The 13,618-nt window shown below is 69.1% G+C and carries 8 protein-coding genes; 2 read left to right on the forward strand and 6 right to left on the reverse strand.

All coding sequences use genetic code 11. From position 1 onward, the window contains the following. Window positions 1–55: 55 nt before the first annotated feature. On the forward strand, window positions 56–1,768 hold the full coding sequence (locus tag KBI44_14405; protein MBP9145674.1) for a beta-lactamase family protein: 1,713 nt from the start codon (window positions 56–58) through the stop codon (window positions 1,766–1,768). 613 nt (window positions 1,769–2,381) lie between these two features. Next, on the forward strand, window positions 2,382–2,702 hold the full coding sequence (locus KBI44_14410; protein MBP9145675.1) for a hypothetical protein: 321 nt from the start codon (window positions 2,382–2,384) through the stop codon (window positions 2,700–2,702). 42 nt (window positions 2,703–2,744) lie between these two features. Here KBI44_14410 and KBI44_14415 read toward each other — a convergent pair whose 3' ends face one another. The 6 genes from KBI44_14415 to KBI44_14440 all read right to left on the reverse strand — a co-directional run bounded on the left by KBI44_14415 (window position 2,745) and on the right by KBI44_14440 (window position 13,528). Further along, window positions 2,745–5,453, reverse strand: a complete 2,709-nt coding sequence (locus KBI44_14415; GenBank protein MBP9145676.1) for a serine/threonine-protein kinase — start codon at window positions 5,451–5,453, stop codon at window positions 2,745–2,747. Between the two features lie 16 nt (window positions 5,454–5,469). Beyond that, a complete protein-coding gene (locus tag KBI44_14420) occupies window positions 5,470–5,883 on the reverse strand; it encodes a type II toxin-antitoxin system VapC family toxin (protein MBP9145677.1) in 414 nt (137 codons plus the stop codon). After that, window positions 5,880–6,107: a ribbon-helix-helix protein, CopG family gene (locus KBI44_14425; protein MBP9145678.1), complete on the reverse strand. Its 228-nt coding sequence runs from the start codon at window positions 6,105–6,107 to the stop codon at window positions 5,880–5,882. The genes KBI44_14420 and KBI44_14425 overlap by 4 nt, the downstream gene beginning before the upstream one ends. Before the next feature lie 300 nt (window positions 6,108–6,407). Then, the gene (locus tag KBI44_14430; protein MBP9145679.1) at window positions 6,408–9,107 is read right to left on the reverse strand and encodes a protein kinase; all 2,700 of its coding nucleotides are present in this window, start codon (window positions 9,105–9,107) and stop codon (window positions 6,408–6,410) included. 10 nt (window positions 9,108–9,117) lie between these two features. Continuing rightward, complete coding sequence (locus tag KBI44_14435) at window positions 9,118–11,886, reverse strand: serine/threonine-protein kinase (protein MBP9145680.1); 2,769 nt, start codon at window positions 11,884–11,886, stop codon at window positions 9,118–9,120. Between the two features lie 250 nt (window positions 11,887–12,136). Then, entirely contained in the window at window positions 12,137–13,528 is a 1,392-nt protein-coding gene (locus tag KBI44_14440) for a hypothetical protein (GenBank protein ID MBP9145681.1), read from the reverse strand. Between the last annotated feature and the right edge of the window lie 90 nt (window positions 13,529–13,618).

Raw genomic sequence — 13,618 nt, forward strand, 5'->3', positions numbered from 1 at the left:
CCGTCCGCGAGGACTCGCCATGCGCCCTTCGAGCACAGCCGAGCGTCATCCATCGTTGCGTTGCTCCCCTGGCGTTGCCACTGCCGTCCTCTTCGCGGTCGCGATCTCGCCGGCGGTGGCCGCGCCCATCCCGCCGGACCTCGACGCCCGGATCGACGCGCTCTTCGCGGAGCACTCCGGGGCCGACCGTCCCGGCTGTGCGGTCGGCGTGGTGCGCGACGGCGAGCCGATCGTCGCCCGGGGCTACGGGCGCGCAAACCTCGAATCGAATCTCCCGATCACGTCCACCACCACCTTCAACCTGGGTTCGGTCGGCAAGCAGTTCACGGCGCTCACGGCGCTCATGCTGGAACGCAGCGGGCGACTCGACCTCGAAGCCGACGTACGCCGCTTCGTACCGGAGCTCGATCCTTCCGTGCCCCCGATCCGCGTCCGCGACCTGCTCGTCCATACCAGCGGCCTGCGCGACGAGGGCACGCTCGGGCTGCTCGCCGGCCGTGCGGCCCGCGACATGGACGGCCTGCTGGCGCTGCTCGCGCGTCAGAGGGGACTCAACTTCCGGCCTGGCACGCGCCACGAGTACAGCCACAGCGACTACTCGGTGCTCGCGCTCGTCCTCGAACACGTGACGAACGAACCGTTGGGCGACCTGCTCGAGCGCTCGATCTGGCGGCCGCTGGGAATGACCTCTACCCGGCTGCACGACCGGCGCGGGCGACCGATCCCGGGCCGCGCCTTCGCCTACACACAGAGCGCAGGCGGCTTCGGCGTGCGCTTCCCGGGCAGCACGCTCGTGGGCGGCAGCAACGTCTACAGCTCGGTCGACGACCTCGCCCGCTGGGAGCGCAATTTCGTGACCGCCGAGGTCGGCGGGCGCGAGGCGATCGATCGCATGCTGGCGCGTCCGCGGCTCCCATCGGGCGAACCGGGACCCTATGCTTACGGCCTTCGCCACGGCAGCTGGCGCGGCCTGCGCACGATCGCTCGCGGCGGTTCGGGCGGCGGCTTCGCGACCGAGATCCTTCGCCTTCCCGACCAGCGTCTGGCGGTGACGGTGCTCTGCAACCTGCTGCCAGCGCACCCCGGGCGCCTCGCGCGCGAGGTCGCCGCGCTGCTCGTCGCCGACAGCCTGGCACCCGTCGCCGCGGAGACGCTGCCGTCTTCCCCCAGGCGTTCTCCCGCCGACGAGCTCGCGCGCGATGCCGGCTGGTATCGGCCCATCGACGACAGGTGGAACGTCGTGCACATGATCGCCGTGGACGGCGTCCTGCACGAGGAGCTCGACGGTTCCCTGATCCCGCTCACGCGTCTCGCCGCGGATCGCTACGCCGACGGGGAATCGCTGACCTATGAGTTCACGCAGCCGGAGGGGGCACCGCGTCGTCTCACCTTGCGCACCGAGGACGAGCCCGAGGTGCTCGTGCGAACTGTCTGGACGGGGCTCTGGCGCCCGGCGCCCGCTGAGCTCGAGGAGTATCTCGGCGAGTTCGTGAGCGACGAGCTCGCCACGCGCTGGCGGTTCGCGCGCGAGGGCGAGGTACTGGTGGTGCATCGCGACGGAGCCGTGACGCCCTGCCCCCTTCAGCCGATCGAACGCGATCTTTTCCGCCTGGTCCCCGGCGGGCCGGAGAGCTGCGCCAGGATCGGACTGGCGATGACACGCGACGCCAGCGGCCACGTCGACGGCTTTGCGCTCTCGGCGATTCCCGACCCTTACGAAATCGTGCGCGGAGTGCGCTTCGAACGGATCGTGCGCGCGAAGGGTTGACGAGCGGCGCAGCATGCCGTGCGCGGGGCGAAGCGCTCTGCGCAGGCTCCGCGTCGGGCGCCGGGTGAGATGAGCCGGTTATTCGGTTGGGGGGGAGGACTGGAGATCACGGGGGCCGAGCTCGCCCCCTCGATCGATCGTGAACCACCACCGCGTTCTGGCGTCTCGCAGCTCCTCGCGATGGTGGTTGTACAAAGGGAACCGTTCGAGCTCGCGTCGGATGAAGGCTTTCAGCGTGGGCTCCTCCGGCAGACCTGAGGCACCTGACATAGCCATCTCTCCCTTCTCGCCTCGGCCGATGCATCCCGCCATCGAGCGCACGAACCAGGGGCCGGGCTCGGTACAGGAAAACCGTTGCGGAGATTCCTTTCTATCAGGCGTTCGCACCGCGGCGGGCTCGCCCGAGCGCTCTGTCACAGAACTGTCGCACTGAAACCTGATCCTCGAACGCTCATACTTCAACGCCTTCAAGTTTGTCGGCTCGCAGAGAGACCTCTCGCGAACCCGACCGCGACACCAGGTGCTACGGGATCGTCGCAGTGCCGCTCCGGAGAAAGAGGGCGACGCCGATATCTTCCAAGGGACGAGAAGGAGCGTCGCCAAGGAGGAGACCGTGGAAACCCGCCGAACGATGTTGCCCGCCATCACGCTTTCGAACGACCCCTGTCCGTTCTGCAGGTTTCCGCCGGAGAAGGCGGTCCTCGTCGAAATCGGGCGCTTCGATGGCATGACGCGTCGGACCCTGTACCAGGTTGCCTGCGCTTGCAGCGCGGCGGGTCCCCTGCGCTCCTCCCCCGCCGAAGCCGCGCTCGGCTGGAGGGCCGCTCGCGAGCGCGACACTCCGAAAGATGAAGTGGCGGCCTGGAACGGGACTCCCCGCCAGCCGTCGGCTACGGTCGAGTCGTTCCGCGTCTGGAGTCCCACCGGGAAATAGGCAGGGCAACAGATCGATGGAGCCAGGGACCGGGCACCACGATTATCGCGACTCCGGGGGCGGCGACCAGTTCATGACCACCTCGATCCGCGCCCCGCCCCCTTCACCGACCAACTGATTGACCAGGAAGCGCTGCCCGTCGGGAGCGGGGCTGAAGTAGGTCCTGTTCGAGGTCACTTTCGGCTCGGGGGTGCGCAGCCGGAAGAGCGCGATCGGTGTAGCGAACGAGAACGGATCGGTGCTCGTGACCGGCACCGCCCTGAGAACGCGGTCGTGTCCGGCGAAGTAGAGCTCCTTGCCGTCGGCGCGCCAGTGCGGCCAGTCGCCGCCATCCCGCGAGACCTGCCAGTTGCCTCCCGCACTTGCGACAGCACGCACAAAGACCTGCCCGACACCGCCGTCGTCCGAGACGTAGGCGACCAGCTTCCCGTCCGGAGAGACGGCTGCATGCGCCTCGTTGGCGCGGCCTTCGAGGAACGGCACCGCCTTCTTCGACCCGTCGAGCGGCAGGATCCAGAGGTCGGCGCCGCGATCCGGGTCGTAGCGCTCGATCAGCAGACTCTTCCCGTCGGGAAACCAGGAGTCGACCCAGCAACCGACGCCCGATTCGAAGAGCAGCTCCTCGGCGCCGCTCCCGTCCGAGGACTTGCGGAAGACCGCCCATCCGCTGGTGCGGGGCGACGTGTAGGCAATCGCTCGTCCATCGGGAGACCAGACAGGAGTCTCGCCACCGGCATCGAAGGTGAGCCGCCGGCCCTGGTCGAGACCGGCGGCGTCGAAGATCCAGAGCTGGCCCTTCTCTCCGGCCGTTACCGTCTGGACCGCGACCTGCCGGCCGTCCGGCGAGAGCGCGGGCTCCATCAATCTCGCCGCAGAGGTGACGGCGGCGAGCGGCGCTCCGCGGCGATCGAACCAGGCGAGCTCGGTGCTCTCCCGCGCGCCGTGGCGCAGGGCGATCGTTCCCGAGGCCGAGACGGAGTACCAGTCCTCGGCCGCCGCCTGCTCTTCGGCGCCGATCTGCGCGGCAAGCGGGCTGATCTCTCCCGAGAGCGTTCCGTTGGCCGGGTCGAAACGCTGCGCGACGAGCGATCCATCATGGACCCAGAGCAGGTAACCGCGCCGGTCGTAAGAGGCGCGCGAGACCTCCGGCAGGATGCGTCGTGCCGGCGTGCCCGCCGGGCCGCGCCAGTAGATTCCCGCAATCTCGTCGTTACCGAAGCAGGTGTAGATGAGCGCACCGCCAGGCAAGGCCAGGGGGAAGCGATGGCTTTGCTCGCCGCGACTCGAATCGAGTTCGGTCGCCCGATGGCTCGGTCCCGAAGAGGCCGAAACCTGCGAGAGCGCCGACGACGCGCCGGACGAGTAGTAGATCTCGCCGTCGTCGCTCCAGCTGCCGCCGCGCGGATCCGAAGCCGGGACCACGGTCTGGGAGAGACCGGTCGCGAGATCGAGGCGCTTCAACTGACCGCCGGCGAAAAAAGCGAGCTTCTTGCCGTCCGGAGACCAGAACGGCTGCTGGGCGCCTGTCGTCCCGGCGAGCGTCCGGCTCGCGCCGCTTTCGAAGGAGTGCGCCCAGAGTATGGCGGGCCCTTCGTCCGGCCGGAGCGAGAAAATCATCGTGCGGCCGTCGGGCGACAGCGCGGGAAAGCCCTGCAGGCTCCCCTTCTCCTCGGGGACGACGGCGAAGCGGGTCACCTGGGTCGCTGTGCCGGCGGCGCGGTCCGGGGCCTGCTGGCGCAGAACGAACGTGGCCACCGCCGCGCACCCGGCGAGGAGCGCGACGGACCAGGCCATCTGTTCGCGGCGCGACGCGCCGCGCGGCGGAACCTCGACCATCCGCGCCGGTTCGGTTGCTCCCTCGCCGCGCAGCTGCTCCTCGAGCACGATCCGCGCATCGGCGATGTCGTGCAGGCGGTTCTTCGGGTTGCGCTCGAGGCAGCGGCGCAGGAGCTGCCGGATCGCCGGCGGCGTCGACTCCGGCAGCTTCGAGAAATCGATCTCGGTCTTGAGCACGCCGGCGAGTGTGTCGGTCACGGTGTCGCCGGCGAAGAGCGAGCGGCCGACCAGCATCTCGTAGAGCACGACGCCGAAGGCCCAGATGTCCGCCCGCTTGTCGACCGTTACGCCACGCGCCTGCTCCGGCGCCATGTACGCCGCCGTGCCGAGGATCACCCCCAGCTGCGTCCCGTGCGCCGCCGTCAGGGTCGGCGACTGCATCAGCGTCGGCGAGCGCGCGAGATCCGCGGCCGACGCAGCCGACCCGGCCGAAGGATCCATGGCCTTGGCGAGCCCGAAGTCGAGGACTTTGACCTTTCCCTCTATGGAGGCCTTTATGTTCTGGGGCTTCAAGTCCCGGTGAACGATCCCCTTCTCGTGCGCCTCTTCGAGCGCCTGCGCAATCTGGAGCGCGACAGAAAGGCTCTCGGCAATGGCAAAGGCGCCGGACTCGAGGCGCTCGGCGAGCGTCAGCCCGTCGACGAGTTCCATGACGAGCGCGCGTGTTCCGTCCGACTCTTCGAGGCCGAAGATCGAGGCGATGTTCGGATGATGGAGCTGGGCGAGGAGCTTCGCTTCGCGCTCGAATCTCGCCAGGCGCTCCTTGTCCTCGGTGAATTCGGCAGGCAGGACCTTGATCGCGACCTGGCGATCGAGCCGGGTGTCGGTCGCCCGGTAGACCTCCCCCATACCGCCCTCGCCCAGCTTGGCGGTGATCTCGTACTGGCCGAGGCGGGTGCCCGAGGAGAGCGTCATGCCGGCGCGATCCACATCACGCGCCGCTCTCCAGCGGCAGGCGCTCGAGACCGGCGACGCGCTCGAAGCCGCGGTCGAACGAGGCGATGCGCGGGATGTCGTGGTTGAGCGCCACGCCGGCATGGACAGCGTCGCGCACCGAGAGGCCCTCGACCGTGCGCAGCAGCGCGCGTGCCCGATCCGTATCCGCCAGCGTCACCGGCAGGACGACCGGGCAGAGCTGCACGAAGAGCTCGTAGACCTCGTGCGCGAGGTCGGCGCGCCGGAGGCCGAAGTAGCGGTAGAGAATCTCCTGGAGCACCTCGGTCGACGTATACGCCTCGACCTCGCCGGTGCGCACCCGCGCGAGGAATCGCAGCGCCGGCTCGCGCAGCGGGTGATCCCTCCCTGCCACGTACATCGGCACGTTCGAATCGACGAAGACCTTCATCCGCGGCCCGTTTCGATCTCCGCCAGCATCTGATCGATGTCCGCAGTCGGACCACCGAGCGCGGCGAGGCGCTCCAGCGGATCGGGCTCGCGAGGCCCTTCGGTCAACGCCTGCTCAATGGCACGCCGGACCCATTCGCCCTTGGAGAGCCGCCTTCGCGCCGCCGCCTTGGCCAGCCGCGCTTCGAGACTCTCTGGAATGAGAACCTGCAATCGATGACTCATAGGCGCATGCTAACATGCTCACAGCAAGAGGTCGTCTCGCGCGAGCCCCAGAGGCAGGTCGTCCCGCTTCCGACCGACCAGCGAAAAGGGGTGGCGCCAAGGACCTTCGCGCTCAAACCTCGCGAGGCGATCCTTGTCCTCGGTGAACTAGGCAGGCAGGACCTTGATCGCAACCTGGCGATCGAGCCTGGTGTCGGTCGCACGATAGACCTCGCCCATGCCGCCCTCGCCGAGCTTGGCGGTGATCTCGTAGGGCCGAGCCGTTGCCCGGTCATGGGGGACCGATCACCGCACCGTACTTCAACGAGCCTTGCTTTCAGCGAGCCGCCGCTCGAGCTCCGGGAACCAGTGAAGGACCACTTGCAGGCGTCCGGAGTCCGGAGTCCGGCGCAGGAAGATGAAGCGGCCGTCGCGGGTGACGTCGTAGTTCGGCGTCGTGATGCCCGGCCCGAAGTCGTACTCGTCGGCGAAGAGCGACGTCGGCCGGCCCAGACGAGGCTCCGCCGAGCTGCCGTCGAAGGTCGCCGCCATCACCTGTCCCGCGCCGCGGTAGTAGATCTCGCGGCCGTCGCGGCTCCACCGCGTCTGGGAGCCGCCGCCCTCGGAAACCTGCCAGGCGCGATCGAGGGCCGGATAGGCCCGCACGTAGATCTCGGGCTCGCCCGATGCGTTCGACTGGTAGACGAGCCAGCGCCCGTCCGGCGAGAGCTCCGGCCCGCCTTCGTAGGCCGGCGTCGCGATCAAGGTCCGCGGCTCGAAGGCGCCACCGATCGAAGTGAGCAGGATGTCGCCCGCCGTCTCGGGCCGAATTCGCACGGTTACCAGCGAGTCGGGATCGGGCCCCGGCGCGGATGGGTAGTCGTTGATTGTCGCGCCCGGCAGTGCACCCCCACGGCCGCTGCCGTCGGCCGCCACCCATCGCGGCACGGTCTGAAGGCGCAGGAGGATCCGCTGGTCGTCGGCGCTCCAGATCGCGAAGCTCGTGCCAAACGTCCCGCCCGCAATCCGGGTGCGCGTCCCGCGTTCGAAGTCGAGCGCCTCGAGGGTGCGCGACCCCTCGAGTAGCAGCCGGCGGCCATCTCCGGACACCCGCGGCAGCCCATACGCTCCGGGCGGGAGGTCGAGGGCGCGCTCGCTGCCGTCGCGCCCCACCGAGACCGCGCGCTTCTCGTCGAACTCCCGCGGCATGTAGAGGAGCGTGCCGGCGGGCGACAGCCGGTAGCCAAGGGATCCGTAAAGCGGCGCGGCGAGCGACGACGCCGGCAGGACCTCCGTGGCCCGCCCCGAAACGACCGCGCGCTCGGTGTCGAAGGCCATGGCCCAGACCGCTCCGTCGCGCTCGAAGAGCAGGTGCCCGGTCGCCGACAGCATGGGGGTGGACGCATTCTCGACGACCACGGACCGCTCACCGCCGGTGAGCGACAGCGACTCGATTCGGGACGTCTCGGCGTGCTCCGTGAGATTCGCGAAGAGCAGGCGGCGCCCGCCGGGCAGCTCGACCGGGTCGGTGTGCAACACCTCGTGGCGCGCGCCGTCGAGCCGCGTCAGCTGCGCGGGCTCGCCGCCAGCGGCGGGCACGCGCCAGATCTCGCCGGCGCAGAGGTAATAGATCCAGCCCTCGCCCCAGGCGACGCTGTTGCGCAGGTCGGCACAGGTCGCGAGCACCGCGCCCTGCTGGTCCGCGAGCGCGAGGCGCACGACGCGCGAGCCTCCCGGGACGAAGGCGATGCTCTGGCCGTCCGGTGAGAAGGTCAGGGCGTTGACGCCCGACGAGGCCTTGATCTCGGTCGCCTCGGGTCGGTCCAGCCGGCGAACGTAGAGCCTTCGCTGACCCTCGCGGAAGCCGATCATCGCGATCGTCCGTCCGTCCGGCGAGACTGCGAGACCGGCCGGGACTCGCGTCACCAGGTCGACCCCCGCCGGCAGCGAGAGCTCGACCTGCGTGACCTCCCTGCGATCGTCTTTCGCCACCTCGCTGCGCGACGCACGCCCCAGCATCCAAGCCGCCCCGGCGATCGCGGCGATCGCGGCGATCGCCGCGACGCCAGCGACCGCGGCCACCGCGCGCGACCGCGGAAGGGCGCGGCGCTCGGCGGCGAGCGGCGCGGCCACGACCTCCGGGCTCGCGATCGCTTCGGCCAGCACCAGCCGCGCGTCGCCGATGTCGCGCAGCCGGTTCTTCGGATTGCGCTCGAGGCAGCGGCGCAGCAGCATCCGGATCGCTGCCGGCGTCCCCGCTGGCAACTGTGAAAGATCGATCTCAGTCTTGAGCACCCCGGCCAGTGTGTCGCTCACCGTGTCGCCGGCGAAGAGCGAGCGGCCGGTCAGCATCTCGAAGAGCACGACACCGAACGCCCAGATGTCGGCGCGCTTGTCGACCGCCACGCCGCGCGCCTGCTCTGGCGCCATGTAGGCCGCCGTTCCGAGGATCACGCCCAACTGCGTCCCGTGCACCGCCGTCAGCGTCGGCGAGTTCATGATCGTCGGAGAACGTGCGAAATCAGCCGCGGAGGCGGCGCCGGAGGTCGCATCCATCGCCTTGGCGAGCCCGAAGTCGAGGACTTTGACCTCGCCCTCGACGGAGGCCTTGATGTTCTGTGGTTTGAGATCTCTGTGGACGATCCCCTTCTCGTGCGCCGCTTCGAGCGCTTGCGCGATCTGGAGCGCGAAAGAAAGGCTCTCGGTAAAGGAGAGAGGCCTGGACTCGAGCCGCTCGGCGAGTGTCGGGCCGTCGACGAGCTCCATGACCAGCGCCCGCGTTCCTCCGGACTCTTCGAGTCCGAAGATCGCGGCGATGTTGGGGTGATGAAGCTGCGCGAGGAGCTTCGCCTCGCGCTCGAACCTCGCCAGGCGCTCCTTGTCCTCGGTGAATTCGGCAGGCAGGACCTTGATCGCGACCTGGCGGTCGAGCCGAGTGTCGGTCGCCCGGTAGACCTCGCCCATGCCGCCCTCACCGAGCTTGGCGGTGATCTCGAAGGGGCCGAGGCGTTGACCGATCACCGGGACCCGTTCACGGGCGGCCTGCGGCGCGCTTGCGCAGCGCGAGCTGCCAGTGGAGCACCACCGTGATCGGCGGCTGCTCGCTGCTGCGACTGGCGGCGACGAGGAATCGCTGACCGTCGCCGGCGGCGGCGTAGGTGAAGATCGGCGTGTTGCCCGAAGACGGGATGCCGACGAAGAGGGGCCGCGGCGCGGAGCGCTCTTCGATCGCGCTGGCGCCCGGGCCGGCGCCGAGCTCGACGGCCATCAGGGTGCCGTCGTTGGCGCGGAAGTAGAGCTCTCGCCCGTCGGCGCGGCGCCAGCGGGGCATGGAGCCGCCGCCGGTCGAGATCTGCCAGAGCGCTCCGCTCGGCGGGACCGAGGTCACGAAAACTTCGAACTGCCCCTGGACGTCGCTGGCGTAGGCGACCCAGCGACCGTCCGGCGAGAACTGGAAGTACTGCTGCGCTCCGCCCGGGGGCAGGAACTCCACCGGCTTTTTATCGCCGGCGAGCGGCAGCAGCCAGGAGGCATAGGTGTTGCTGCCGAAGAGAAGCGATCGGCCATCCGGCGAAAAATCCCAGCTGTAGAGGGCCGACTTCGACTGCAGCAAGGTCTCCTCCGCCCGGCTGCGGTCGGCGCGCCGGCGGCGCATCTCGTACTGCGGCAGTCCGGAAAGATCCCACGTCGTGTAGACCAGTTCGTCGCCGTCCGGAGACCAGAGCGGATTCGCCCAGCCCGGAGCGGGCCCGAAGGTGAACCGCGAAGGCTCGCCGCTCGGCAGGTTCTGCACCCAGATGTCGGAAGGATCGCCGGAGCCATAGGCGACGCGCTTCTCGCCACGCGCCAGGCCCAAACCCTGCAGAGCGCGAATGTCCGGATTCACGACGGCGAGCCGCTCTCCGGCACGATTCATCCAGACGATCTCGACGACGTCGTCTCCCGAGTTGCTGAAAGCCAGAATCTCGTGCGAGGCGAGTGTGAAGGCCCCCGTGCCGGTGTTCATCGCGATGCCCACGCCGTCGGCGACGGGAATGGCCTCGCCCGAGAGCTTTCGCCGGACGCTGTCGAACGCCTGCGCCATGAGAACGGTACCGCGCCGGAAGAGAAGGTATCCGGAGCCGGCGGAGGCATCAGAGCCAGCGGAGTCGTCGATCCCGGAAAGAGTGGCAGGAGCGAATCGGGCCTGATCGCTGCCGTCGAGCACGCGCTGAGGCTCGGCGCCGTCGACGCTCCCGACGTAGACCCCGGCCCGCTCGGCAGAGGCCGTCAGGACCTGGAACAGAAAGCTCCGTCCATCCGGGAGAAACTGTGGGTAGCGGTGATACTCCTGCACCTCCCCGGACGCGGGCCGAGTGAGCGGTGCCGGCGTGCCGCCCTGAGCAGCCACCCGCGACAGACCCTCGACTCCCTGCTTCTGACTGAAGACGATCACGCCGTCTGGACTCCAGGAGCCACCCCGACCCTCCACGGCGTCGCAGATCTTCTGTGCCGCACCTCCTTCGCGGGGGATCTTCCGCAGCTGGCCTTCGGCGAAGAATCCGATCCAGGCTCCATCGGGCGACCAGAACGGATAGGTCGGCCCTTCGACCCGAGCGATCGGATGCGACTCCACCGCGTCGAGCGCGCGGACCCAGATTCCGGTGGCGTTCGACATGACCAGGAAGCGGCCGTCCGGCGAGAGCTCGAACCCGCTGCCGCGCCGCGTCGGGCTCAGCTCACTCGGCGGCGTCAGCTGGAAGCGCACCTCTCGCTTGATCTCGGCTTGCGGCGAGCGCAGGAGCAGGCTTGTCGTGACCGCCCCAAGCCCCGCGCCGAGCAGGAGGAGCGGGGCCAGCCAGCGCCACTGACGCATCATCGGAGCCGGGCGCGCCTCGGACGCTCCGGATACGCTCCCAACCACCACGTTCTCTTCGGCTCGGCCCGAAGCGACTTCATCCAACACGAGACGCGCATCCCCGATGTCGCGCAACCTGTTCTTCGGACTGCGCGCGAGGCAGCGCCGCAGCAGGCGCCGGATGGCCGGCGGCGTCGCTTCGGGCAGGGCCGTCCAGTCGATTTCCTGGCGCAGGACCGCGGCCAAGGTGTCGGAAACGGTCTCGCCGTCGAAGAGGCGTTTGCCGGTCAGCATTTCGAAGAGGACGACCCCGAACGCCCAGATATCGGCGCGCTTGTCGACCGTCAGCCCGCGCGCCTGTTCCGGCGCCATGTACGCCGCCGTACCGAGGATCACCCCGAGCTGGGTCCCGTGCGCAGCGGTCAGGGTCGGCGACTGCATCAACGTCGGCGAGCGCGCGAGATCCGCCGCGGAACTGCCGCCCGCACTGGACTCCATCGCCTTGGCCAACCCGAAGTCGAGGACCTTGGCTTTTCCTTCACTGGATGCCTTGACGTTCTGGGGCTTGAGATCGCGATGGACGATCCCCTTTTCGTGGGCCTCCTCGAGCGCTTGCGCAATCTGCAAGGCGAAAGAGAGGCTCTCGGTAAAGGAAAGAGGCCCCGATTCGAGGCGTTCGGCGAGGGTCGGACCGTCGACGAGCTCCATGACGAGCGCCTTGACGCCGTCGCTCTCCTCGAGGCCGAAGATCGAGGCGATGTTGGGATGATGGAGCTGCGCGAGGAGCTGCGCTTCGCGCTCGAACCTGGCGAGGCGCTCCTTGTCCGCGGTGAAGGCAGCGGGGAGGACCTTGATCGCCACCTCGCGCCGGAGCTTGGTGTCGGTCGCCCGATAGACCTCCCCCATCCCGCCCTCGCCGAGCTTGGCGGTGATCTCATAGGGGCCGAGGCGTTGCCCGATCATCGGGCGCCGACCCTCCGCCGCTTACGCTCCGGCGCCATGGGTCCTACCAGAGTTGGAAACAAGGCGGCGATCTTACGTCAAGCGAGCCCGCAGCTCAGGGCCGTTCCTCCGCGGCACAGCCGAGCTTCTCGATTTGTACGCCCTTGGACGACTCGGCCGGCCCGCAGGTCGGACTGGTTATCCGTGAAGACCACGCGCCGGAAGACGGCGGTATCACCCTCACGGCTGGTCACAGCGCCTCTCGCGGTCGTCAGTACCAGCTGCGCCAGGCGAGTGTCGATCCGGTGTCGAAGCCGTCGGCGAAGACGAGCGCGGTCTCGAGGCGAACGAGCGCGGGGCGAAAGCGGTCGTCGGAGTGGCGGACCTGGCCGCCGACGACGGGTCGCCCGGACTGGAACGCGATGGCCGTCGCCTGGTCGTGGAAGGTCGAGCCCGAGAGGTCGAACGGCACCGTGACGCTGCCGTTGGGCCCGAAGTTGGAATCGAGCGCGCCGTTGGGCGCCAGGCGGACGATCGCGAAGTCGGCCGGTCCGCTGACGCCGTCGTAGGCAATTCCGGTCGCCACCAGTCGTCCGAGACCATCGAAGACGACACCGCTCAACGCCGACTGGTCGGAGCCTTCGACCAGGAAGGTGGACTTGCCATCGCCGGAGAAGCCGGTGTCGAGCGCTCCGCTCGAGGTCAGCACGGCGACCGAGGCGCGGCGCGTCCCGGGTGCGTCGGCCGAGCCGCCGAGGGCCAGCCGGCCGCTGCCGAAGTCGAAGGCGACCTCGTAGGCGGTGTCGTAGAGCCCGCCGAGGTCGAAGTCGACGCTGGCGACCCCGTCGCCCGAGAAGGTCGAGTCGAGCGCGCCCGTGAGCGTGAACCGCACCGCGACCGCGTCGAAGTTGCCGGTCGCGACGTTCGCGTAGCCCGCGACCACCGGCTTGTGATCTGCCTGGACCGTGACCGCCATCGCCTGATCCTGCCGCGCGAGACCGAGCGAGTCGAGCGTCAGCCAACCGTTGCCCGAGAAGGTCGGATCGAGGTCGCCGTCGGATTGGAGCCGCATCACGAGCATTTCCTGGTCGGCGTCGGCGAGGCCCTTGGCCCCGACGACGTAAACGCGCGCCGCGATGTCGGTGTCGATCGCTGTAGCGATCTCGTCCTCCGGTGTCAGGTCGAAGGTGGCGTAACCGTCGCCATCGAAGGCGGTGTCGAGCGTGCAGTTCGGATAGAGGAACCGCGCCACGACAGCGACCAGATTGCCGGCGCCGTATTCGACCGTGCCGGCAATCAGCAGACGGCCGGCGACGTCGAAGGTACCGACGGCGCCATAGACGTCCCACACCCCGGTGGCGCCCCCGGGGGGCTCGAAATTGCAGATCGTCGAGAGCGTCGTCGCGCCGACGCGCTGCCAGAACAGCGCGCCGGGGTCGGAGACGCGCTGCCGCGCCGCGACTACGACCAGGCGGTCATCCGGCGCCGCGAGGACACTGCCGACGCGAAACGTGCCGTCGTAGACCGACGAGTAGCTCATCTTGCCGTCGCCCCAGAAATCCGTATCGAGATCGCCGTCCGCGGCGACCAAAGGGGCCGCCTGGGCGAACCAGGCGCAAAGCAGGAGCGATAGCAGGCACCTCGTGGCGAGAGGAATGGGCATCGTCGACACCTCCTGGGGGCTCTATTCCCAGTACGTCGACCATGGCGAGAAAGGGACAGGGGGCGGAAGCTGAAGCCCCCCGTTCGGTGG

The sequence above is a fragment of the Thermoanaerobaculia bacterium genome (assembly GCA_018057705.1).
GTDB lineage: Bacteria > Acidobacteriota > Thermoanaerobaculia > Multivoradales > JAGPDF01 > JAGPDF01.

Excerpts from the sequence above, each read along its gene's own strand:
- KBI44_14415 (MBP9145676.1), bottom strand. The coding sequence starts at position 5,453 with ATGACGCTCTCCTCGGGCACCCGCCTCGGCCAGTACGAGATCACCGCC.
- KBI44_14420 (MBP9145677.1), bottom strand. The coding sequence starts at position 5,883 with ATGAAGGTCTTCGTCGATTCGAACGTGCCGATGTACGTGGCAGGGAGG.
- KBI44_14425 (MBP9145678.1), bottom strand. The coding sequence starts at position 6,107 with ATGAGTCATCGATTGCAGGTTCTCATTCCAGAGAGTCTCGAAGCGCGG.
- KBI44_14435 (MBP9145680.1), bottom strand. The coding sequence starts at position 11,886 with ATGATCGGGCAACGCCTCGGCCCCTATGAGATCACCGCCAAGCTCGGC.
- KBI44_14440 (MBP9145681.1), bottom strand. The coding sequence starts at position 13,528 with ATGCCCATTCCTCTCGCCACGAGGTGCCTGCTATCGCTCCTGCTTTGC.